The sequence below is a fragment of the Saccharopolyspora gregorii genome (assembly GCF_024734405.1).
In the GTDB taxonomy this organism is placed as follows: Bacteria; Actinomycetota; Actinomycetes; order Mycobacteriales; family Pseudonocardiaceae; genus Saccharopolyspora_C; species Saccharopolyspora_C gregorii.
Window position 1 is genome coordinate 1226890 of record NZ_CP059556.1, and the last position, 21490, is coordinate 1248379.

Sequence of the window (21490 nt, forward strand, 5' to 3'; positions counted from 1 at the left end):
GACCGGCGGAAAACCGGTGGCGGCGTTCTCTATCCTGGAACGAAGTATGGGTACGTCACCTGTGAGCTCCCCGCTGGCCGATCTGCGCGGCCGCCTGCCCGAGCTGATGTTCAACGACCAGCGCAGGCTCCGCCGCCGCATCGAAGGCGCCCGCAAGATCCGCGACGCCGCGGCGCTGGACTCGGTCACCGGCGAGATCGCCGCCGAGGTCGCGGCCGCCGAACAGCGGGTCGAGCGCCGCCGCGCCGCGGTCCCGCGCATCACCTACCCCGAGCAGCTGCCGGTCAGCGCGCGCCGCGACGACCTGCTGGCGGCGATCCGGGACAACCAGGTGGTGATCGTCGCGGGCGAGACCGGCTCCGGGAAGACGACCCAGCTGCCGAAGATGTGCCTGGAGCTGGGGCGCGGCATCCAGGGCGGCATCGGGCACACCCAGCCGCGCCGGATCGCGGCCCGCACCGTCGCCGAACGCGTCGCCGAGGAGCTCGGCACCGAGCTGGGCGAGGCGATCGGCTACCAGGTGCGGTTCACCGAGCGCGCGGGCGAGTCGACGCTGGTGAAGCTGATGACGGACGGCATCCTGCTCGCCGAGATCCAGCGGGACCGGCTGCTGCGCCGCTACGACACGCTCATCATCGACGAGGCGCACGAGCGCAGCCTCAACATCGACTTCATCCTCGGCTACCTCAAGCAGCTGCTGCCGCGCCGCCCCGACCTCAAGGTGATCATCACCTCGGCGACGATCGACCCGGAGCGGTTCTCCCGGCACTTCGACGACGCCCCGTCGTGGAGGTCTCCGGCCGCACCTACCCGGTCGAGGTCCGCTACCGGCCGCTGGTGGAGGAACCGGACGACCCGGACCTGCCCGCGCTCGAACGGGACCAGACGCAGGCGATCTGCGAGGCCGTCGACGAGCTCGGCGCCGAAGGCGACGGGGACGTGCTGGTGTTCCTCAGCGGTGAGCGGGAGATCCGCGACACCGCCGACGCGCTGGAGCAGCTGAAGCTGCGGAACACGGAGGTGCTGCCGCTGTACGCGCGGCTCTCCGCCGCCGAGCAGCACCGCGCGTTCCAACCGCACACCGGCAGGCGCGTCGTGCTGGCCACCAACGTCGCCGAGACCTCGCTGACGGTGCCCGGCATCAAGTACGTGATCGACCCGGGCACCGCCCGCATCTCCCGGTACAGCTTCCGCACCAAGGTGCAGCGGCTGCCGATCGAACCGGTGTCGCAGGCGTCGGCGAACCAGCGCAAGGGCCGTTGCGGCCGCGTGTCCGAGGGCATCTGCATCCGGTTGTACTCCGAGCAGGACTTCGAGTCCCGGCCCGAGTTCACCGACCCGGAGATCCTGCGCACCAACCTCGCCTCGGTGATCCTGCAGATGACCTCGCTGGGCCTGGGCGACGTGGCCGAGTTCCCGTTCCTGGAGCCGCCGGACCGCCGCCAGATCACCGACGGCGTGAACCTGCTGCACGAGCTGGGCGCGCTGGACACCGGCGAGCAGGACGGGAAGCGCACGCTCACCCCCGTCGGCCGCACCCTCGCGCAGCTGCCCGTCGACCCGCGGCTGGCGCGGATGGTGCTGGCCGCGGACCGCAACGGCTGCCTGCACGAGACGCTCGTCATCGCCGCCGCGCTGTCCATCCAGGACCCGCGGGAGCGCCCCGCCGAGCACCAGCAGGCGGCGGGGGAGAAGCACGCCCGGTTCACCGACGAGGGCTCGGACTTCCTGGCGTTCCTGAACCTGTGGAACCACCTGCGGGAGCAGCAGCGCGCGCTGTCGTCGAACCAGTTCCGCAAGCAGTGCAAGGCGGACTTCCTCAACCACCTGCGGGTGCGCGAGTGGCAGGACCTGTACTCGCAGCTGCGGCAGATGGTGAAGTCGCTGGACATGACGCTCAACGACAACCCGGCCGCGCCCGAGCTGGTGCACCGCTCGCTGCTGGCCGGGCTGCTGTCGCACATCGGGCTCAAGGACGTCGACGAGAAGAAGCAGCAGGGCGGCCAGCGCAGGCGCGGGGCCACCGAGTACCTGGGCGCCCGCGGCGCCAAGTTCGCGATCTTCCCCGGCTCGGCGCTGTTCAAGAAGCCGCCGCGGTTCGTGGTGGCCGCCGAGCTCGTCGAGACCTCCCGGCTGTGGGCGCGGGTGAACGCCCGCGTCGAACCGGAGTGGGTGGAGGAGCTCGCCGGGCACCTGGTGAAGCGCAGCTACAGCGAACCGCACTGGGAGAAGAAGCGGGCCGCCGTCGTCGCCGCCGAGAAGGTCACGCTGTACGGGGTGCCGCTGGTCGCCGACCGCAAGGTGAACTACGGCCGCGTCGAACCGGAGCTGTGCCGGGAGCTGTTCATCCGGCACGCGCTGGTGGAGGGCGACTGGGACACGAACCACCGGTTCTTCCACGACAACCGCGCGCTGCTGGCCGAGGTGGAGGGCCTGGAGGAACGGGCCCGCCGCCGCGACATCCTCGTCGACGACGAGACGCTGTTCGAGTTCTACGACCAGCGGGTCGGCGCCGAGGTCGTCTCCGGCAGGCACTTCGACAGCTGGTGGAAGAAGACCCGCCGCGAGCAGCCGGACCTGCTCAACTTCGAGAAGTCCATGCTCATCAACCAGGAGTCGGCGCGGGTCACCGACCACGACTACCCGGACGCCTGGCAGCAGGGCGGGCACCGGCTGGAGCTGACCTACCAGTTCGAGCCGGGCGCCGACGCCGACGGCGTCACCGCGCACGTCCCGCTGGCGGTGCTGAACCAGATCGAACCGGCCGGGTTCGACTGGCAGATCCCGGGCCTGCGCGAGGAACTCGTCGTCGCGCTGATCAAATCGCTGCCGAAGTCGTTGCGGCGCAACTTCGTCCCGGTGCCCGACCACGCGAAGGCCGCGCTGTCCCGGATGCCCGCGCTGCAGGGCGACCTGGTCGGGGCGCTCAGCGACCAGCTGCGGCGGATGACCGGGGTGACGGTGCCGCCGGGCGAGTTCGACGTGGACTCGCTGGCCGACCACCTGTCGATGTCGTTCCGCGTCATCGACGGCGACGGGAAGAAGCTCGCCGAGTCGAAGGACTTGGAGGAGCTGAAGCGGCGGCTGCGACCGAAGCTGCGCGCCGAGATCTCCGCGGCCGCGGGCACCGTGGAACGCGCCGGGCTGGACTCGTGGAATTTCGGGGAACTGCCCCGCACCTTCGAGCAGGATCGCGGCGGGAACGCGGTGAAGGCCTACCCGTCGCTGGTGGACGAGGGCGATTCCGTCGCGGTCCGCATGTTCGACACCGAGGCCGAGCAGCGCCGCGCGCTGTGGGACGGCACCCGGCGGTTGCTGCTGCTGAACCTGCCGTCGCCGGTGAAGTCGTTGCAGCGCGGCATGAACGCCCGCACCCGCGTGGTGCTGGGCACCGCCCCGCACGGCGATCTGGGGCTGCTGCTGGAGGACTGCGCGAGCTGCGCGGTGGACAAGCTCGTCGCCGACGCGGGCGGCCCGGTGTGGAGCCAGGACGGGTTCGCGGCGCTGCAGGCGAAGGTGCGCGCCGGGCTCGGCCCGGTGACCGCCGACGCCGCCGCCAAGGTGGAGAAGGTCCTCGACGCGGCGCAGCGGGCCCGCTCGGCGCTCGCCGACCGGGCGCCGACGATGCCCGCGGACTCGCGCGCCGACGTCGAGGAGCAGCTGTCCGGCCTGCTGCACCCGGGGTTCGTCACCGAGGCCGGGTGGGCGCGGTTGCCGGACCTGGAGCGCTACCTGCGGGCCGTGGAGCAGCGGCTGGAGAAGGTCCAGCACCACCCGCAGCGGGACCGGCAGTGGATGGCGCAGGTCGACGAGGTGCGGGACCGCTACCTGGACGCGCTGGACGCGGTGCCGGACGGGCACGCGCCCGCGCCGGAACTCCTCGACGTCGGCTGGATGATCGAGGAGTTCCGCGTCTCCCTGTTCGCGCAGTCGATCGGCACCCCGAAGGCCGTGTCGGCCAAGCGGATCCACCGGGCGTTGGACAAGGCGCTGCGTTGACCGGGCCGCCCCCGCGGGTCAGGTCGCGGGGGAGACGGTGAGGCCCAGGGCTCCCGGCCCGGCGTGGGCGCCGATGATGGCGCTGGTCTCGGCGACGACGACGCGGCGGGCCTGCGGCAGCTGCGCGCGCAGCTGCTCGGCGATCTCGTGGGCGCGTTCGCCGTACTGGAAGTGCTCGATGCCGATGTCCACCGGCCCGTCGCCGGCGCGGGCGACGGCTTCGCGGATGGCCTTCTTCAGCGCCCGCTCCGGTCCGCGGCCCTTGACCATCGGTTCCAGGATGCCTTCGCGCAGCACCAGCACCGGTTTGATGGACAGCGCCTGCCCGAAGAAGGCCTGGGCGCGGCCCACGCGCCCGCTGCGGCGCAGGTACTCCAAGGTGTCCACGTAGATCATCTGGGTGGTGCTGCGCAGCCTGCGGTCCAGCACGCCGAGCACGCCCTGGGTGCTGCCGCCCGCGGCGGCGGCCTCGGCGGCGGCGATCACGGGGAAACCCATGCCGAGCCCGCACAGCCGCGAGTCGACGACGAACACCGGCAGGCTGATCTCCTCCGCCGCGGTGCGCGCGGACTGGCAGGTCTGGGAGAGGCCTTCGGAGATGTGCACGGAGACGATCGCCTCGGCCCCGGAGGAGGCGGCGTCGTTGTAGTTCCAGAAGAACGCGGGCGGTGGTGGCGGGCCCGTTTCGACGTGGGTGCCGTCGCGCAGCGCCTGCGCGAGTTCCGTGTGCGGGATGCGGCGTTCGTCGTTCTCCTGATCGCCGATCGTGAGTTCCAGCTGGATCACGCAGATGTTCAGCTGCTCGGCGACGTCGGGCGGGATCGAGGCGGTGGAGTCCGTCACGATGGCGACGTGGTGCTTCATGGCGTGCAGGCTAGTCACGTGTGAAAGTTTTCAGATCTTGGCCGGGTGGGTTCGTGCGCCGGAGTTGTGGGTGCGGTCGGAAGCCGCGCCGACTACGTGAGTACCGTCACGGGAAACGTTGGTTGCGCAGGGGCTACCGGCAAGTAACATCCGGGGTGGTTGGCGTCACTGTGCCACCACCAGTGCGCCGTGGCAAGGTCGAACTTCCCGGTCGTGGTGTCATCGCACCGACCGGAACCCCGCGCAACCGCGCGAAACGCAAGCGAAGCCGACGTGAAGTCCGCAGGAGGTCGAAGAGGACCCATGAACATCGTCGTCCTGGTGAAGCAGGTGCCCGACACGTGGTCCGAGCGCAAGCTCAAAGACTCCGACCACACGCTCGACCGCGAGTCGGCGGACGCCGTGCTGGATGAGATCAACGAACGTGCGGTGGAAGAGGCGCTGCTGATCAAGGAGGCGCAGGGCGGTGAGGTGACCGTCGTGGCGATGGGTCCGGACCGCGCCACCGACGCGATCCGCAAGGCGCTGTCGATGGGCGCGGACAAGGCGGTGCACCTCTCCGACGAGGCGCTGGCCGGTTCCGACGCGGTCTCCACCGCCAAGGCCCTCGCCAAGGTCGTCGGCACCGTCGACTCCGTGGACCTGGTGATCGCGGGCAACGAGGCCACCGACGGCCGCGTGGGCGCGGTCCCGGCGATGCTGGCCGAGCTGCTGGGCCTGCCGCAGCTGACCTACGCGCGCAAGGTCACCACCGATGGCTCGACCATCAGCATCGAGCGCGAGACCGACGCGGGCATCATCAGCCTCGAGGCGAACCTGCCCGCGGTCGTGTCGGTCACCGAGAAGATCAACGAGCCGCGGTACCCGTCCTTCAAGGGCATCATGGCCGCCAAGAAGAAGCCGGTCTCCGTGCTGACCCTGGCCGACGCGGGCATCGACGCCGCCGAGGTCGGCCTGGCCGGTGCCGGGTCCAAGGTGGTCGAGTCCGCGCCGAAGCCGCCGAAGCAGGCCGGCCAGCGCGTCAACGACGAGGGCGACGGCGGCACCAAGATCGTCGAGTTCTTGGCCGCCGAGAAGCTGGTCTGAGTCCTAGGTTCGCGAGGAGATGAAAGACATGTCTGAGGTTCTGGTCCTCGTCGACCACTCCGGCGGTGAGGTCAAGAAGGTCACCCTGGAGCTGCTGACCGCCGCCCGCCGCCTCGGCGCACCGTCCGCGGTCGTCGTCGGCGAGCCCGGTGAAGCGGGCAAGCTGGCCGATGTGCTGGCGTCCTACGGCGCCGAGAAGGTGTACGCGGCCGAGTCCGCCGACACCGCGTCCTACCTGGTCACCCCGGCCGTCGACGTGCTCGCGTCGCTGGTCGGCTCGGCCTCCCCGGCCGCGGTGCTGGTACCGGGTTCGATCGACGGCAAGGAGATCGCGGGCCGGCTGGCCGTGCGGCTCGGTTCGGGTCTGCTCTCGGAGGTCGTCGACATCGACGGCGACGGGGTCGGCTCGCACTCGCTGTTCGGCGGCACCTACAACGCCAAGGCCCAGGTCACCACCGGCACGCCGGTCGTGACCGTGCTGCCCGGCAGCGTCGAGGCCGAGCAGGCCGCCGGCGCCGGTGCCCAGGAAGCGGTCGAGGTGCCCGCGGTCGACGCCGCGAAGAACGCCAAGATCACCGGCGTGCAGCCCGCCGAGGCCGGGGACCGCCCCGAGCTCACCGAGGCGTCCGTGGTCGTCTCCGGTGGCCGCGGCGTCGGTTCGGCCGAGTCGTTCGACGTGGTGGAGAAGCTCGCCGACTCGCTCGGCGCCGCCGTCGGCGCGTCCCGCGCCGCGGTCGACTCCGGCTACTACCCGCACCAGTTCCAGGTCGGGCAGACCGGCAAGACCGTGTCGCCGCAGCTCTACATCGCCCTCGGGATCTCCGGCGCCATCCAGCACCGCGCCGGCATGCAGACCTCGAAGACGATCGTGGCGGTCAACAAGGACGCCGAGGCGCCGATCTTCGAGATCGCCGACTACGGCGTCGTCGGCGACCTGTTCAAGGTCGCCCCGCAGCTGACCGACGAGGTCGGCAAGCGCAAGGGCTGAGCCCTCCGCTGAGCCGAGAACGGGCCGCACCCCGCACCGGGGCGCGGCCCGTTCTCGTCGTACGGACGGGCTCCTCGGCGGCGGTCACCGCCGGAGCCCGGCCGGGGTGTCAGCGGTGCTCGTCGCGGCCCTGGCAGGCGAGCTTGTCGGCGCGCTCGTTCTCCGGGTGGCCGTTGTGGCCCTTCACCCAGTTCCACGTCACCTCGCCGTGCCGCTGCACCTCGGCGTCCAGGCGCTGCCACAGCTCCGCGTTCTTCACCGGCTTCTTCGCCGAGGTCAACCAGCCGTTGCGCTTCCAGCCGCGCATCCACTCCGAGATGCCCTTGAGCACGTAGGTGCTGTCGCTGAACACCCGCACCTGCGGCATCGGGCGGGTCAGCGCGGCGAGCCCCTCGATGACCGCGGTGAGCTCCATCTTGTTGTTCGTGGTGGCGGGCTCCCCGCCGTGCAGCTCGCGCTCGTGGTCGCCATAGCGCAGCACCACGCCCCACCCGCCGGGGCCGGGGTTGCCGCTGCAGGCGCCGTCGGTGAACAGTTCCACGAGGTTCCGGTCGGGCTCAGGCATCCCGCAAACCTACTTCCCGGGCCGCGGCGACCCGCGAGGCGGACCGCATCGATCGAGTACCGCGCATTCACCGAAAGTTCCTGCTGCGTGTCCTCGTCCGATCTACTGCGCTTCCTGCGCGCGGCGATACACCTGCAGGCATGTCCGAGTCGCAGCTGCTTGCCAGCACCGCGCCCGCGGGATCGTCCGCCTCCGGCGGAGCCCACTACTCGCTGCTCGTGGCCAGGGACGCCGAGGAGGTGCGGGCCGCCCAGCGCCTGCGCTACCAGGTGTTCGCCGAGGAGATGGGCGCCACCGTGCACGCCGACCTGCCCGGCGTGGAGACCGATCCGTTCGACGACTTCTGCGATCACCTGATCGTCCGCGACGACCGCTCCGGCGCGGTCGTCGGCACCTACCGCATGCTCCCGCCGGAACGCGCGCACGCCGCCGGGAAGCTGTACTCCGAAGGCGAGTTCGACCTGGGCTCGCTCACCTCGCTGCGCCCCGCCCTGGTCGAGGCCGGCCGGTCCTGCGTGCACCGCGACCACCGCTCCGGTGCGGTGGTGAGCCTGGTGTGGGCGGGCATCGCCCGCTACATGCTGCTGTCCGGCCACACCTGGCTGGCCGGGTGCGCTTCGGTGCCGCTGGACGACGGCGGGCCGCTGGCGGCGAAGGTCGCCGACGCCGTGACCGCCAAGCACCTCTCGCCCCCGGAGCTGCGGGTGCGGCCCTACCGGCCGTGGAACCCGGACGGGGTGCCGCGCACCCACCGCGGTCCGCTGCCCGCGCTGCTGAAGGGCTACCTGCGGCTGGGCGCGTGGGTGTGCGGACCGCCGGCGCACGACCCGGAGTTCGGGGTGGCGGACTTCTTCGTGCTGCTCGACTTCACCGCGATCGACCAGCGGTACCTGCGGTTCTTCCTGGGCGCGTCGGCATGACGCACCCGTGGTTCCCGGACTCCCCGTGCGGTCCCGGGTGCCTGCCCGGGCCGGGGAGCCCGCGGGCCGGCACCCACCTGGTGGTGCTGCGGCTGTCCCGGGCGGTGGCGCTGCTGCTGCTGGGCGTGGCGCTGGCGGTGGTGTTCGCGCTGCTGCGCGGCTCGCTGCGCACCGCGCTGGTGCGGGCCTGGTTCCGGGCGCTGCTGCGCGCGTTCGGCGTGCGGTTCGTGGTGCGCGGCGAGCTCGGGAGCTCCGGCTGCCTGGTGGTCACCGACCACGTGTCCTGGCTGGACGTGGTGGCGCTGATGGCGGTGCGGCCGATGCGGTTGCTGGCGAAGATCGAACTGCGGGCCTGGCCGGTGGTGGGACCGCTGGCCACCCGCGTCGGCACCCTCTACATCGACCGGGAGCGGCTTTCGGCGCTGCCCGCCGCGATCGGCGCGCTCGCCGACGCGCTGCGCGGTGGTGCCGTCGTCGGTGCCTTCCCGGAGGGCACCACCTGGTGCGGCCGGGCCTCCGGGCGCTACCGGCCCGCGGTGTTCCAGGCGGCGCTGGACGCGGGGGTGCCGGTGCGGCCGGTGGCCCTGCGGTTCCGCACCGGGGCCGGGGAGCCCACCACGGTCGCCGCGTTCGTCGGGGCGGCGACCCTGCTGGACTCGGTGCTCGCGGTGGCGCGGGCGCGGGACCTGGTGGTGGAGTTCGAGGTGCTGCCGGAGCTCGCGACCGGCAGCCGGGCCGAGCTGGCCCGCCGCGCACGGCACGCCGTCGCCCGAGCCACCTCCGCAGCGGAACGGCACCCCGCCCACCGGCACCGCTGCGCCCCGCACCCGCTCCCGTCGGCGGCCTGATCACCGCTGGACGAACGCGGCAGCGGGCGGCGTCGGGGGCGTCCGCTCCTCGTCAGCGGCGCGGCCGCTGAACGGCGACCCGGCACCGTCCTGGCGGAAGGGCCCGGGGGCACCGCTAGCGGTGGCCCCACGCCTGCACGAACGCGGGGGAGAGGTCCCAGAAACCCGGGTCCCGCAGCAGGCGGTGGAACTCCGCCAGCTCGTCCGCCGGCACCCGGCCGTCGGCGAGCAGCCGCTCCGCCGACATCGCCACGCCGCGCCGCCAGAACTCGGCGAGGTCCGTGCCGCCGCGCAGGTGCCAGGTGGCCGAGCGCGCCCCGACGTCCCGGTAGCCGAGCTCCAGCAGCGATCCGGGCTGGCGCCGGGACCAGCCGCTGTCGGTGCCCACGACCTCCCGCAGCAGGTCGCTCCACCGCCGCAGCACCCCGCTGTAGACCGGGTTCGGCGAACCGCCCAGCGGGAACCAGCCGAACGACTCGACCAGCACGACGCCCCCGGGCCGCAACCAGTCCCGCATCCGGCGCAGCACCTCGTCGCGCTCGCGGAGGTGGGACAGCACCAGCCGGGCGTGGATCACGTCGAACGACTCCGGCGGGAACACCTCGCGGACCACGTCGTGGCGCAGCACGGTCAGGTTCGGGCGCGGGTCGCGCTCCAGCAGGGAGGTCTGCACGTCGGTCGCGACCACCTCGCCGTCGGGGACCTGCTCGCACCACCACCGGGCGACCGAGCCGGAGCCGGCGCCGACCTCCAGGCAGCGGGCGTCCGGCCGGGTGCCGAGCTCGGCGAGCAGGCGGGTGGTCTCCGGGTCGAAGAGCCGGCACAGCAGGTCGAGCCGCACCTCCTCGTCGGCGTCCAGGGTGAACAGGCTGTCGCCGTACTTCTCCATCGTCCTCTTCCGCCGTCGTGGGCCGCCCGGACGTTCCGGTGCCCGGGTCACTCCTGGCCGGTGTAGGCGGCGAGGGTGCGGTCGGCGGCGGCGCGCGCCTCCGGTTCCGGGGTGCCCGCGGCCACGCTGGCCTCGTACCAGGCTTCGGACCCGGCGCGCAGGAACCGCAGGCCCTCCGCGGACGCCAGCCACTCCGGGCCCTCCTCCGGAGTGATCCCGCCCCCGGCCGCCAGGTGCGAGGCGAGGCCGAGCAGCATCGAGTCCCAGCCGAGCCCGACCGCGCCCGGCCCGTACTGCGCCCAGCGCTGCTCGGACACGTGCGCCACGTGCTCCAGCTCCAGGTCGGTGCCGCCGTCGGCGGGGCGCAGCCGCACCTCGATCCAGCTCACCTCGCCGCCGAACTCCCAGGTCGCGGCGAAGGAGCGCGGCGGGTCGCAGCGCTGCACGGTGCCGCCCGCGTGCCCCTCCAGCTGGTAGCGGCCGCCGAGGCGCAGCTCCCCGCTGATCGGCAGGAACCACCGCGGGATCCGCTCGGCGCTGGTCACCGCGTCCCAGACCTCGTCGAGCGGCGCGTCCAGCCGCTCGGCGAGCACCGCGACCCGCGCGGGACCGGTCTCCAGTTCGCGGGTGCCGACGGTGCGCCGCACCGCGGCCAACTGCTGCTGGGCGTCGACCATGACCTGCTCCTCCGTGGTGGCGGCTCGCTCCGGGGCCAGCGTAGGAGCGACCGCCGACGTCCGGCCCGGCGCAGGTCGCGCACCGCCGAACGGTGGACCCGACTGGACCTCGACCGGGGTGCGGGTTGCAGGCTCACCGGGTGACGATCGACGACGAAGCCACCGGCACGCCCGAACCCGCCCGTCCTTCGACCAGCGCGCTGTGGAGCCCGCAGCGGCGGAACTTCACCGCCGGACTGGTCCTCGTCATCACCCTCGCCGCGTTCGAAGCGATGGGCATCGGGACCGCGCTGCCGACGATCGTGCGGGAATGGGGCGCCGAGCGGTGGTACTCGTGGCCGTTCACGATCTTCATGGCGGCCAGCGCCATCGGCACGGTCGTCGCGGGCCGGATCTGCGACCGGCGCGGTCCCGCGGTCCCGCTGCTGGTGGCGATGCCGACGTTCGCGGCGGGCCTGGTGCTCGCCGGGTTCGCGCCGGGGATGCCGGTGCTGCTGGTGGCACGCGCGCTGCAGGGGCTCGGTGCCGGGGCGCAGATCGTCGCGCTGTACGTGCTGATCGCCCGCGTCTACCCGGAGCGGGACCGGCCCGCCGCGTTCGGCGCGCTGTCCGCGGCCTGGGTGGTGCCCGCGCTGCTCGGGCCGGTGGTGGCGGGGACGCTGACCGAGCACGTGGGCTGGCGGTGGGTGTTCCTCGGGTTGGCGCCGCTGATGGTGCTCGGGGCGCTGCTGCTGGTGCCGACGGTGCGGCGGATCGGTTCCGAGGGCGAACCGGACGCCGCGCCCGTTCCGGGGCTGCCGCTGGCGGCGGTAGGCGCCGCCGCCGGGACCGTGGGGCTGAACTGGGCGGCGCAGGACCTGTCCGGTTCGGCCGGGGGAGTGCGGTTGCCGGTGCTGGTCGCGGGGCTGGTCGGGTTGCTGGTGCTGGTGCCGTCGCTGCGGGTGCTGCTGCCCAGCGGTACCGGGACCGGACGGCCCGGCATCCCGGTGATGGTGCTCGCGCGCGGCCTGCTCGCCGGGGTGTTCTTCACCGCGCAGGCGTTCGTGCCGCTGACCCTGTCCGTGGTGCACGGGTTCTCGCCGACCGCGGCGGGCGTCCCGCTGACCGTCGGCTCGCTCGGCTGGAGCGTCGGGGCGCTGTGGCAGAGCCGCCGGGCGGGGGCGCGCCGGGAGCACCTGGTGGGGTCCGGGCTGGTGCTGGTGGCGATTGCGGTGGCCGGGCTGGTGCTGATCGCCCCGGCCGGCGGCCCGGCGTGGCCGGTGTTCGCGCTGTGGTCGCTCGGCGGGGTGGGGATGGGGCTCGGCGTGGCCAGCACCTCGGTGCGGGTGCTGGCGCTGTCGGCGCCGGAGCAGCGCGGGTTCCACTCCTCGGCGCTGCAGATCTCCGACATGCTCGGGCAGGCCCTGCTGGTGGGGCTCGGCGGCGTCCTGGTGGCCGCGCTGGCCGCGCCGGGGGCGGCCACCGCGGGGGTGGTGCCGCTGGACCTGGGGCTGGCGGTGATCGCCGTGCTCGGTGCCGTCCGCGTGTTCCGCAGCGGCCGGGCGTGACCGAGCACCTGGCACGGCGAGTCGGGTGATGAGCCTGCATTACCCTGGTGGGGCGATGACTTACCTCGACCACGCGGCCACCACGCCCATGCGGGCGGAGGCGGTCACGGCGATGAGCGGGGCGTTGGCCCGGTTGGGCAACGCCTCGTCCCTGCACACCTCGGGCCGCCGGGCCCGCCGCGCCGTGGAGGAGTCCCGCGAGACCATCGCCACCGCCCTCGGCGCCCGGCCCTCCGAGGTGCTGTTCACCGGCGGCGGCACCGAGAGCGACAACCTCGCGGTGAAGGGCATCTTCTGGGCCCGCCGCGGCGCGGACCCGGCGCGCAACCGGGTGCTGGCCTCCGCGGTGGAGCACCACGCGGTGCTCGACACCGTGGAGTGGCTCGCCGAGCACGAAGGCGCCGACGTCACCTGGCTGCCCGTCGACGAGCACGGCAGGGTGCGCCCCGAGGCGTTCGAGGAGGCGCTGCGCGCCGACCCCGACCGCGTCGCGCTGGCCACCGTGATGTGGGCCAACAACGAGGTCGGCACCGTCAACCCGATCCCGGAGCTCGCCGCGATCGCCGACCGCTACGGGGTGCCGCTGCACACCGACGCGGTGCAGGCCGTGGACACCGTGCCGGTCGACTTCGCCGCCTCCGGCGCCGCCGCGCTCACCATGACCGGGCACAAGGTCGGCGGCCCCTACGGAGCGGGCGTGCTGCTGCTGGCGCGCGACGTGCCGTGCACCCCGCTGCAGCACGGCGGCGGCCAGGAGCGGGAGGTGCGCTCCGGGACGCTCGACGTGCCCGGGGTGATCGGCCTGGCCACCGCGACCCGCGAGGCCGTCGAGCAGCGGGCCGCGCACGTGCCCGCGGTCGCCGCGCTGCGCGACGAACTCCTCGCCGGGGTGCGCGCGGCGGTGCCGGACGTGGTGCTCAACGGCGACCCGGACCTGTCGGTGACCGGACCGGCGCCGGCACGGCTGCCCGGCAACGCGCACCTGACCTTCCCCGGCTGCGAGGGCGACAGCCTGCTGATGCTGCTGGACGCGCACGGCATCGAGTGCTCCACCGGTTCCGCCTGCACCGCGGGCGTCGCCGAACCGAGCCACGTGCTGCTGGCGATGGGGGCCGAACCGCGGGCGGCGCGCAGCTCGCTGCGGTTCTCCCTGGGACACGACTCCACCGGCGCCGACGTGCGGGCGCTGACCGAGGCCATCGGGCCGGTGGTGGAACGGGCGCGCAACGCCGGGCTGACCGGGTTGCGCCGTGCGGCGGCGCGGACGACCGCCACGACGGAGGTGTGAGGCAGTGCGAGTACTGGCTGCGATGAGCGGCGGGGTGGACTCCGCGGTCGCCGCCGCCCGCGCGGTGGAGGCCGGCCACGAGGTGACCGGCGTGCACCTGGCGCTGTCGGCGAAACCGGGGACGCTGCGCACCGGCGCCCGCGGCTGCTGCACCATCGAGGACTCCCGCGACGCGCGGCGCGCCGCCGACATCCTCGGCATCCCGTTCTACGTGTGGGACTTCGCCGAGCGGTTCACCGAGGAGGTCATCGAGACCTTCGTCGGCGAGTACGCCGCCGGCCGCACCCCGAACCCGTGCCTCACCTGCAACGAGAAGATCAAGTTCGAGGCGTTGCTGGAGAAGGCGATGGCGCTCGGCTTCGACGCCGTGTGCACCGGCCACTACGCGCGGCTCGTCGTGCAGGACGGCGTGCCGGAGCTGCGCCGCAGCCGCGACGAGGGCAAGGACCAGTCCTACGTGCTGGCCTCGCTGACCGCGGAGCAGCTGCGGCACTCGATGTTCCCGCTGGGCGACTCGCTGAAGTCCGAGGTGCGGGCCGAGGCGGAGCGCCGCGACCTGGCCGTCGCGCAGAAGCCGGACAGCCACGACATCTGCTTCATCCCCGACGGCGACACCCGCTCCTTCCTGGAGTCGAAGCTCGGGCAGACCCCGGGTGAGCTGGTGGACGCCGAGACCGGCGCGGTCCTCGGCAAGCACACCGGCGTGCACGGGTTCACCGTCGGGCAGCGCAAGGGCCTCGGCATCGACGCGCCCGCGCCGGACGGCAAACCGCGCTACGTCCTGTCGCTGGAACCGGTGTCGGGCACCGTGAAGGTCGGCTCGGCCGACCACCTCGGGGTGACCGGGATCGACGCGAAGCGGCCGATCTGGCCGTCCGAGCGGGAACTGGACGGGTCCACCGAGTGCGTGGTGCAGGTGCGCGCGCACGGCGGCACGGCGGGGGCCGTCGCCGAGGTCGCGGACGGCGGCCTGCGCGTCGAGCTCACCGAACCGCTGCGCGGCGTGGCCCCCGGCCAGGCGATCGTGCTGTACCGCCCGGAACCCGAAGGCGACCTGGTCCTCGGCAGCGGCCTCATCTCGGCGACCCGCTGAGGATCCTCCGGCCTGCTCGGCCGAACGGCCCACCCGCCCGATCTCGGGCCGGTGGGCCGTTCGGCCGCGGAGCGGCCACCGCGCCGGATCCCCTCGGGCCGCCGTGCAGCCGGTGCGTCAGCGGGTCTTGAGGATCGCTTCGAGCTCGTCCAGGGCCGCGACGGCCTGGGAGTAGCCGAAGACGTACAGGTTGTGGAACGGGATCCCGCGCCGCTCGCGGACCGCGGGCAGGTTCTGGAACGCGCCCTGCCCGAGCAGCGCCTCCATCGCGGGTTCGGCGGATCCGTCCGGGTTCACCTGGTACAGCAGCACGTCGGTGTCGTTGAGCACCCCCAGCTGCTCATAGGAGTGCTCGACGGCGCTGCCGGTCCGGCCTTCGGCCGCGGAGCCGAACCGGGCGCCCGCCTCGGCGAGCACGACGCCGCTCCACGAGTCCGGCAGGCACAGGTTCCAGCTGCCGGAGCTGAACGAGGCGACCAGGTTGAACCGGGTGCGGCCCAGCGCGTCCGCGTAGGTCTCGCGGAGCTTCTTCGCCCGCGCGAGGTAGTCGTCGCGCAGCCGGTTCATCGGTTCGGGCCGGTTCACGATGTTCGCGGCCTGCAGCGCCATCTCCTGCCACTCGCCGGACACCCGGGAGGTGAGAATGACGGTCGGCGCGATGCCGGACAGCTGCTCGTAGGTGCTGCCGCCGGTGAGGGTGAACGCGCTGTTGCCGATGATCAGGTCGGGGTGCATGGAGATCACCCGTTCCATCTCCGGCTGGTAGCCGCCGACGCGGGGCAGCTGCTCGTAGGCCGCCTTGTGCTGCTGCGGCATCCAGTCGTCGAGGCCGTCGACGGTGGCCGCGGGCCGGATGCCGACGTCCAGCAGCGCGATGGTGGCGTACTGGTCGAGGCACACGACGCGCTGCGGGTCGGCCGGGATGGTCACCGGGCCCAGGTGCGAGTCGACGCTGCGGGTCGCCCCTTCGGGTTCGGCGGCGTCGCCTCCTCCCGCGCAGCCCGCGGCGCCCAGCACGGCGAGCATCCCCGCGGCTTGCAGCAACCCGCGGCGCGAAAGCGCGGACGTCCCGGACGACAGGGGCATGGAGTACTCCTTCGCAGAACCGGCGCGCCCGAGCGGGTGACACCGAAGGGCGGTAAGCATGGTTAGCCTAACCTAGCGTGCGCATCCCGCCTGCCGGTCCGCCCGTGGGCGCCGCCGATAATGGGGGCGTGAGTGACGCAGCGTGGAACCCCGGGATCGCCACCGCCATCGGCTCGATGCCGGGAACGGATCCGCTGGAAGCCGCCCGCGTCGTGCTGGGCGAGCTGCCGGACCTGATGCCGTTCCCGGAGCTGCCCGCGCGCGGAGTGGGTGCCGACATCCTCGGCCGCACCGCCGGGCTGCTCGTCGACCTCGCCGTCGAGGTCGTGCCCTCCGGCTACCGCGTCGCGGGCCGCCCCGGCCGGGACCACCGCCGCGCCCTGGACCTGCTGCGGTGGGACCTGGACGCCGTCGAGCAGGCCGTCGCCGAAGCCGGTGCGCCGCGCGCGGTCAAGGTGCAGGCCGCCGGACCGTGGACGCTGGCGGCCGGCATCGAGCTGGAGCGCGGGCACCGGGTGCTCACCGACCCGGGCGCGCTGCGGGACTTCGCCGAATCCCTCGGCGAAGGGCTCCGCGCGCACGCCGCGCAGGTCGCCGCCCGCACCGGCGCGCCCGTCGTGGTGCAGCTCGACGAACCATCGCTGCCCGCCGTGCTCGCCGGGAACCTCCCCACCCCGTCCGGCTACGGGCAGGTGCCCGCCGTGCCGGGGCCGGAGGCGCAGCGGCTGCTCGGCGACGTCGTCGACGGCCTCGCCGCCGCCACCGGCCGGCCCGTGATCGTGCACTGCTGCGCGCCCCGGCCGCCGGTGCGGCTGCTGCGCGGCGCGGGTGCCGGGACGATCTCGCTGGACGCCACCCGGCTCGGCTCGGTCACCGGGGCGTTCGCCGACGAGCTCGGCGAAGCGTGGGAGGAGGGCACCCGGCTGCTGCTCGGCCTGGTCCCCGCAGTCGACCCGGAACACCGCCCGGATCCGCGGGAACTCGCCCGGCCCGGGCTGGAACTGGCCGCCCGCCTCGGTTTCGCGCCGAAGGCGCTGCTGGAACGCGCCGCGGTGAGCCCGTCCTGCGGGCTGGCCGGCGCCTCCCCGGAGTGGGCGCGGCGGGCGCCCGCGGTGGCGCGACAGGTCAACGAGGTGTTCGCGGAAGCGGCGGAACGCTAGCGGTGGCGCGAGGTTCGCCCCGATGAGCAAGATCGTTAGTGCCGTTCACATCACCTGGATGTCCCAGCGATGGTAAGAAACCAGACGTGTCGAACACCGGGGAAGTCGAGCGGTTCGGATGGGTGCACCGCAGCACCGTCCAGGACGCCGCGTGCCTGACCTTCGTGCGCGGCACCGGCCTCGACGCGATCGCGGGGCGGTTCGGCGCCATCACCGAGCACCGGCGCCCCCTCGACTTCGACGAGTACTGCGAAGAGGCCTTCGCCCACCAGGACCGCTACCCGGTGATCGGGCTGCGCAGCGCCGGGGAGTGGACGCTGGTCGCCGAGGACGGCGGTTTCCAGGGCAGCAGGCCGGAGGTGCTGCGCCAGGTCAGCCGCGGCACCGAAGTCGTCTCGGCGTTCTGGAACGTCAACGCGCTCACCCAGTTCAGCCACGCCGTCGACGGCGAGGTGCGCACGTCCTTCGAAGCGCTGATGCCCGCGTTCCGCCAGGGAACCCGGCCCGACGGGCTCGAAGAGGTCCGCGCCGGACTCCCGTGGGCGGGCAGCGGACCGGGGGAGCGCGGGGCGGACACCATCGAGCTGATGCTGGCGCTGGCCGCCCGCATCACCGGTGAACCGCTGACCCCCGAGTGGTTCGACGGGGACTTCGCCACCTACCCGGTCGCGGCCTGGCCGCTGGACCTGCCCAGCTCCCCGGAGGCGCTGCTCGACGAGGTGGGGCTGGGCCAGATCGGCATCCGGCCCGCCGCCGAGGACTTCGAGGCCGAACCCACCGAACTGCTCGACCTGGTGCGCAGCGCGGGTCCCGCCCGGTGCCGGCGGGCCGCGGTGAACGTGGCGCGGCACGTGCTGGACCTGACCGCGGGCCACGACCAGCTGGTGGTGGCCGCGACGCTGCGCGGGCTGGAGGACGGGGCCGAACCGGACGGCACCGCCATCGGCGAAGTGGTGCGGCTGCGCCGGTGGGAGCTGCACCGGGCACCGGTGACGAGCGTGGACCGCGCACGGGTGCGGGCGCTGGAAGTGCTGCGGCAGGCCACGAACCGCGATCCGCTGACCGCGCTGCTCGGTGCGCTGGCCGAGGCGGGCAGGCTGCGGATCGAGCGCCGCGACCTCACCGACCTGGTGACCGCGGCCCTGACCTGACCGGCCGCGGGACGGGATCTTCCGGAACGGCCGCGGGAATCGGGGCCGGGGCGGCACAATGGCCGCATGCTGAGGTTCTTCCGCCGCCGCACCGCCCAGGACGCGCCCGACGAGGTCGACGACGTGGCCGCCGACGCGCGGGCGAAGGCGGCGGAGTTCTGGCGCCGCTGGGACGAACTGCTGCCGCGAGTGGCCGCGGCCCTCGGCGAAGGCGCCCCGCAGCAGCTGGACGAGGAGCTGGCGGCGGCCGTCACGGCGCTGCACCCGGACCTGGCGTTCTCCCTGGAGCAGGGCGGGCGCCTCCCCTACGCGCTCGTCGTCAGCGGCCAGGCCGATCCGCGGGTGCGGCCCTACACCGACGCGTGGCTGGCCGCCGCGCCCACCGGTGATTCGCTGTTCGAGTACCACGACGCGGTGCCGCCGGTGCCGGATCCGACGCAGGTCACGGTGAACCTGGCGGGCGAGCGCTACCCGCTGGCCGACGTGCGGGTGTTCGCCCAGGTCGACGAGACCGAGGGCGTGGTGGACGTGGCCGTGTACCACCCGGGTTTCACCGCGATGGAGCCCGCCGCCCGCTCGGCGCTGACCTTCCTGCCGCTGGACGCCGCGCTCGGCGAGCGGCTCGCGGCGGACCGCCTCGGCCGGGTGGAGACCGCCGAGCGGGAACCGCAGGGCGCGATCGGGCTGCTGGAGTTCCGCGAACTGGTCCGCGGCGTGGGTGCCGCGGCCCGGCCGGACGACGCGGAGTGATTCGGAGCCCCACCCGGACCGGTGGCCGAGCCGTCGCCCGGTAGCCCGCGGTGACCGCACCGGCCGGGTCGCGGCCCGGTCGCGCCGCGGGGCCGGGTGATCCGCGCGAGCTGTCGGGGTGGCTCGTTAGGCTCAGTGCGTGACCAGCAAGGACCGCGCCGGCACGGCCTCCGGCGAGAAGACCGCTCCCACCAGCCCGGACGCGACCGGGCCCGAGCAGGGCGGAACCGCCGCGCGGCCGGACGCCGAGCTGCCCGCCGACCCGGCCACCGCGCAGGCGGAGGGCGTGGAGGACGTGCCCGCCGAGGTGCGGGAGCGCTACGCGGCGCTCGCCGACGAGGTCCGCGGTCACCAGTTCCGCTACTACGTGCTCGACTCGCCCACGATCGCCGACTCCGAGTTCGACGAGCTCTTCGTGGAACTGCAGCGGCTGGAGGACGAGCACCCCGCGCTGCGCGCCCCCGACTCGCCGACGCAGACCGTCGGCGGCACCTTCTCCACCGAGTTCACCGCGGTGGACCACCTGGAGCGGATGCTCAGCCTGGACAACGCCTTCGACACCGAGGAGTTCCGCGCCTGGGTGGACCGGGTGGAGCGCGAGGTCGGCACCGACGTGCACTACCTGTGCGAGCTGAAGATCGACGGGCTGGCGATCAACCTGCTGTACCGGGACGGGAAGCTGGAGCGCGCGCTCACCCGCGGCGACGGCCGCACCGGCGAGGACGTGACGCTCAACGTGCGCACCATGGGCGACGTGCCCACCGAGCTGCACGGCACCGACGAGTACCCGGTGCCCGCGCTGGTGGAGGTCCGCGGCGAGGTGTTCTTCCGCGTCGAGGAGTTCGCCGAGCTCAACGCCGCCCTGGTCGACGCGGGCGGATCCCCGTTCGCGAACCCGCGCAACGCGGCCGCCGGTTCGCTGCGGCAGAAGGACCCGCGCGTCACGCGGCGCCGCCCGCTGCGGTTGATCTGCCACGGCCTCGGCAAGCGGAAGGGCTTCGAACCGAGCAGGCAGTCCGAGTCCTACGCGGCGCTGAAGGCCTGGGGCCTGCCGGTGTCCCGGCACACCCGGGTTCTGTCCACAGTGGACGATATCGTGGCGCACATCCGGTACTGGGGCGAGAACCGGGACACCGCCGAGCACGAGATCGACGGCGTCGTCGTCAAGGTCGACGAGGTCTCGCTGCAGCGCCGCCTCGGCACCACCTCCCGCGCCCCGCGCTGGTCCATCGCCTACAAGTACCCGCCGGAACAGGCGACCACCACGCTGGTCGACATCAAGGTCAACGTCGGCCGCACCGGCCGCGTCACCCCCTACGCCGAGATGGAACCCGTCAAGGTCGCCGGATCCACCGTCTCCATGGCCACCCTGCACAACTCCGACGAGGTGCGGCGCAAGGGCGTGCTCATCGGCGATCGCGTCGTCATCCGCAAGGCGGGTGACGTGATCCCCGAGGTGCTGGGGCCCGTCGTCGACGTCCGCGACGGCCGCGAACGCGAATTCGTGATGCCCACCGAATGCCCCGAGTGCGGCGCCACCCTGCACCGGCAGAAGGCGGGCGACGTCGACATCCGCTGCCCCAACTCCCGGTCCTGCCCGGCGCAGCTGCGGGAACGGCTGTTCCACCTGGCCGGGCGCGGCGCCTTCGACATCGAAGCCATGGGCTACGAATCCGCGGTGGCGCTGCTGTCCTCCGGCGTGCTCGTCGACGAAGGCGACGTGTTCGACCTCGGCGAGGACGAGCTGCTGCGCACCGAGCTGTTCCGCACCAAGGAGGGCAACCTCTCCGCCAACGGGGCCAAGCTGCTCAAGAACCTCGCCGCCGCCAAGGAGAAACCGCTGTGGCGGGTGCTCGTGGCGCTCTCCATCCGGCACGTCGGACCCACCGCCGCGCAAGCGCTCGCCCGCGAATTCGGCTCCCTGGAACGCATCGAGGACGCCGCCGAGGAGGAGGTCGCCGCCGTCGACGGCGTCGGCCCCACCATCGCCACCGCCGTCCGCGAATGGTTCGAGGTGGACTGGCACCGCGAAGTGGTGCGCAAGTGGCGCGCCGCCGGGGTGCGGATGGCCGACGAGCGGGACGAGTCGGTGCCGCGCACCCTCACCGGCCTGTCCATCGTCGTCACCGGCTCGCTGGAGACCTACTCCCGGGACGAGGCCAAGGAGTTCATCATGGCCCGCGGCGGCCGCGCCGCCGGATCGGTGTCGAAGAAGACCGCGTTCGTGGTCGTCGGCGACTCGCCCGGCTCCAAGTACGACAAGGCCGTGCAGCTGAAGGTGCCGGTGCTGGATGAGGAGGGGTTCCGGGTGCTCCTGGAACAAGGCCCAGAAGCAGCGGCCTCCGCGGCGCTTGAGGTTGAGTGATCGGATCGCCCTGCGATAGGGGCGGGTGGCGGAACCTCAGCGCTTTCCTCGCTGCGGGATCGATTTCACAGGTGGCTCCGCCACGAGGGAAATCGCTGTCCTCGCGAGGAAAGCGCTGAGAACCCGCGGGTGGTCCTGTTGCTCTGGTGGTCGCTGCTCAGCGGCTTCGCCGCTGACAGGAGAAGAGCGAAAGGCTCCGGCGATGCCGGTTGTT

At 73.3% G+C, this 21490-nt stretch carries 16 protein-coding genes and 1 pseudogene; 12 read left to right on the forward strand and 5 right to left on the reverse strand.

Annotation, left to right across the window (positions count from 1 at the left end; genetic code table 11):
- Positions 1 to 106 precede the first annotated feature (106 nt).
- A pseudogene (hrpA, locus tag H1226_RS05325) lies at positions 107 to 3999 on the forward strand (ATP-dependent RNA helicase HrpA).
- Between the two features lie 18 nt (positions 4000 to 4017).
- Here the strand turns inward: hrpA and H1226_RS05330 are convergent.
- A complete protein-coding gene (locus tag H1226_RS05330) occupies positions 4018 to 4863 on the reverse strand; it encodes a DegV family protein (RefSeq protein ID WP_258347600.1) in 846 nt (281 codons plus the stop codon).
- Positions 4864 to 5166: 303 nt separating this feature from the next.
- Between H1226_RS05330 and H1226_RS05335 the strand changes: the two genes are divergently transcribed.
- Together H1226_RS05335 and H1226_RS05340 are read left to right on the forward strand one after the other, a co-directional pair.
- Entirely contained in the window at positions 5167 to 5949 is a 783-nt protein-coding gene (locus H1226_RS05335) for an electron transfer flavoprotein subunit beta/FixA family protein (protein WP_258347601.1), read from the forward strand.
- Positions 5950 to 5977: 28 nt separating this feature from the next.
- Positions 5978 to 6937, forward strand: a complete 960-nt coding sequence (locus H1226_RS05340) for an electron transfer flavoprotein subunit alpha/FixB family protein (RefSeq protein WP_258347602.1) — start codon at positions 5978 to 5980, stop codon at positions 6935 to 6937.
- 109 nt (positions 6938 to 7046) lie between these two features.
- On the opposite strand, the gene rnhA is transcribed toward H1226_RS05340, so the two are convergent.
- Complete coding sequence (rnhA, locus tag H1226_RS05345; RefSeq protein ID WP_258347603.1) at positions 7047 to 7502, reverse strand: ribonuclease HI; 456 nt, start codon at positions 7500 to 7502, stop codon at positions 7047 to 7049.
- Positions 7503 to 7642: 140 nt separating this feature from the next.
- On the opposite strand from rnhA, the gene H1226_RS05350 reads away from it, so the two are divergent.
- Positions 7643 to 8422: a GNAT family N-acetyltransferase gene (locus H1226_RS05350; protein WP_258347605.1), complete on the forward strand. Its 780-nt coding sequence runs from the start codon at positions 7643 to 7645 to the stop codon at positions 8420 to 8422.
- A complete protein-coding gene (locus H1226_RS05355) occupies positions 8419 to 9270 on the forward strand; it encodes a lysophospholipid acyltransferase family protein (protein ID WP_224956449.1) in 852 nt (283 codons plus the stop codon). The genes H1226_RS05350 and H1226_RS05355 overlap by 4 nt, the downstream gene beginning before the upstream one ends.
- Positions 9271 to 9385: 115 nt before the next feature.
- Here the strand turns inward: H1226_RS05355 and H1226_RS05360 are convergent, their stop codons facing one another.
- A complete protein-coding gene (locus tag H1226_RS05360; RefSeq protein ID WP_258347607.1) occupies positions 9386 to 10159 on the reverse strand; it encodes a class I SAM-dependent methyltransferase in 774 nt (257 codons plus the stop codon).
- 47 nt (positions 10160 to 10206) lie between these two features.
- Positions 10207 to 10836, reverse strand: a complete 630-nt coding sequence (locus tag H1226_RS05365) for an SRPBCC family protein (protein ID WP_258347609.1) — start codon at positions 10834 to 10836, stop codon at positions 10207 to 10209.
- 140 nt (positions 10837 to 10976) lie between these two features.
- Here H1226_RS05365 and H1226_RS05370 point away from each other — a divergent pair, with 140 nt between their 5' ends.
- The 3 genes from H1226_RS05370 to mnmA are packed head-to-tail and all read left to right on the forward strand — an operon-like array spanning position 10977 to position 14764.
- Positions 10977 to 12383 carry an MFS transporter gene (locus H1226_RS05370; protein WP_258347610.1) on the forward strand — a complete coding sequence of 469 codons (1407 nt, stop codon included), beginning with the start codon at positions 10977 to 10979 and terminating at the stop codon, positions 12381 to 12383.
- Between the two features lie 55 nt (positions 12384 to 12438).
- Positions 12439 to 13671: a cysteine desulfurase family protein gene (locus H1226_RS05375; protein WP_258347612.1), complete on the forward strand. Its 1233-nt coding sequence runs from the start codon at positions 12439 to 12441 to the stop codon at positions 13669 to 13671.
- Positions 13672 to 13675: 4 nt separating this feature from the next.
- Positions 13676 to 14764, forward strand: coding sequence for a tRNA 2-thiouridine(34) synthase MnmA (gene mnmA / locus H1226_RS05380; RefSeq protein ID WP_258347614.1), 1089 nt, complete (start codon positions 13676 to 13678; stop codon positions 14762 to 14764).
- Between the two features lie 117 nt (positions 14765 to 14881).
- On the opposite strand, the gene H1226_RS05385 is transcribed toward mnmA, so the two are convergent.
- Positions 14882 to 15850: an ABC transporter substrate-binding protein gene (locus H1226_RS05385; protein WP_258347616.1), complete on the reverse strand. Its 969-nt coding sequence runs from the start codon at positions 15848 to 15850 to the stop codon at positions 14882 to 14884.
- Between the two features lie 128 nt (positions 15851 to 15978).
- Between H1226_RS05385 and H1226_RS05390 the strand changes: the two genes are divergently transcribed.
- From H1226_RS05390 to ligA, 4 genes are all read left to right on the forward strand, one after another.
- Entirely contained in the window at positions 15979 to 17010 is a 1032-nt protein-coding gene (locus H1226_RS05390; protein WP_258347618.1) for a methionine synthase, read from the forward strand.
- An 86-nt stretch (positions 17011 to 17096) separates the two neighbouring features.
- Complete coding sequence (locus H1226_RS28070) at positions 17097 to 18161, forward strand: DUF6461 domain-containing protein (RefSeq protein WP_224956457.1); 1065 nt, start codon at positions 17097 to 17099, stop codon at positions 18159 to 18161.
- A gap of 66 nt (positions 18162 to 18227) precedes the next feature.
- Positions 18228 to 18911, forward strand: coding sequence for a hypothetical protein (locus H1226_RS05400; protein ID WP_258347620.1), 684 nt, complete (start codon positions 18228 to 18230; stop codon positions 18909 to 18911).
- A 250-nt stretch (positions 18912 to 19161) separates the two neighbouring features.
- Positions 19162 to 21276 carry an NAD-dependent DNA ligase LigA gene (gene ligA / locus H1226_RS05405; RefSeq protein ID WP_258349346.1) on the forward strand — a complete coding sequence of 705 codons (2115 nt, stop codon included), beginning with the start codon at positions 19162 to 19164 and terminating at the stop codon, positions 21274 to 21276.
- Positions 21277 to 21490 lie beyond the last annotated feature (214 nt).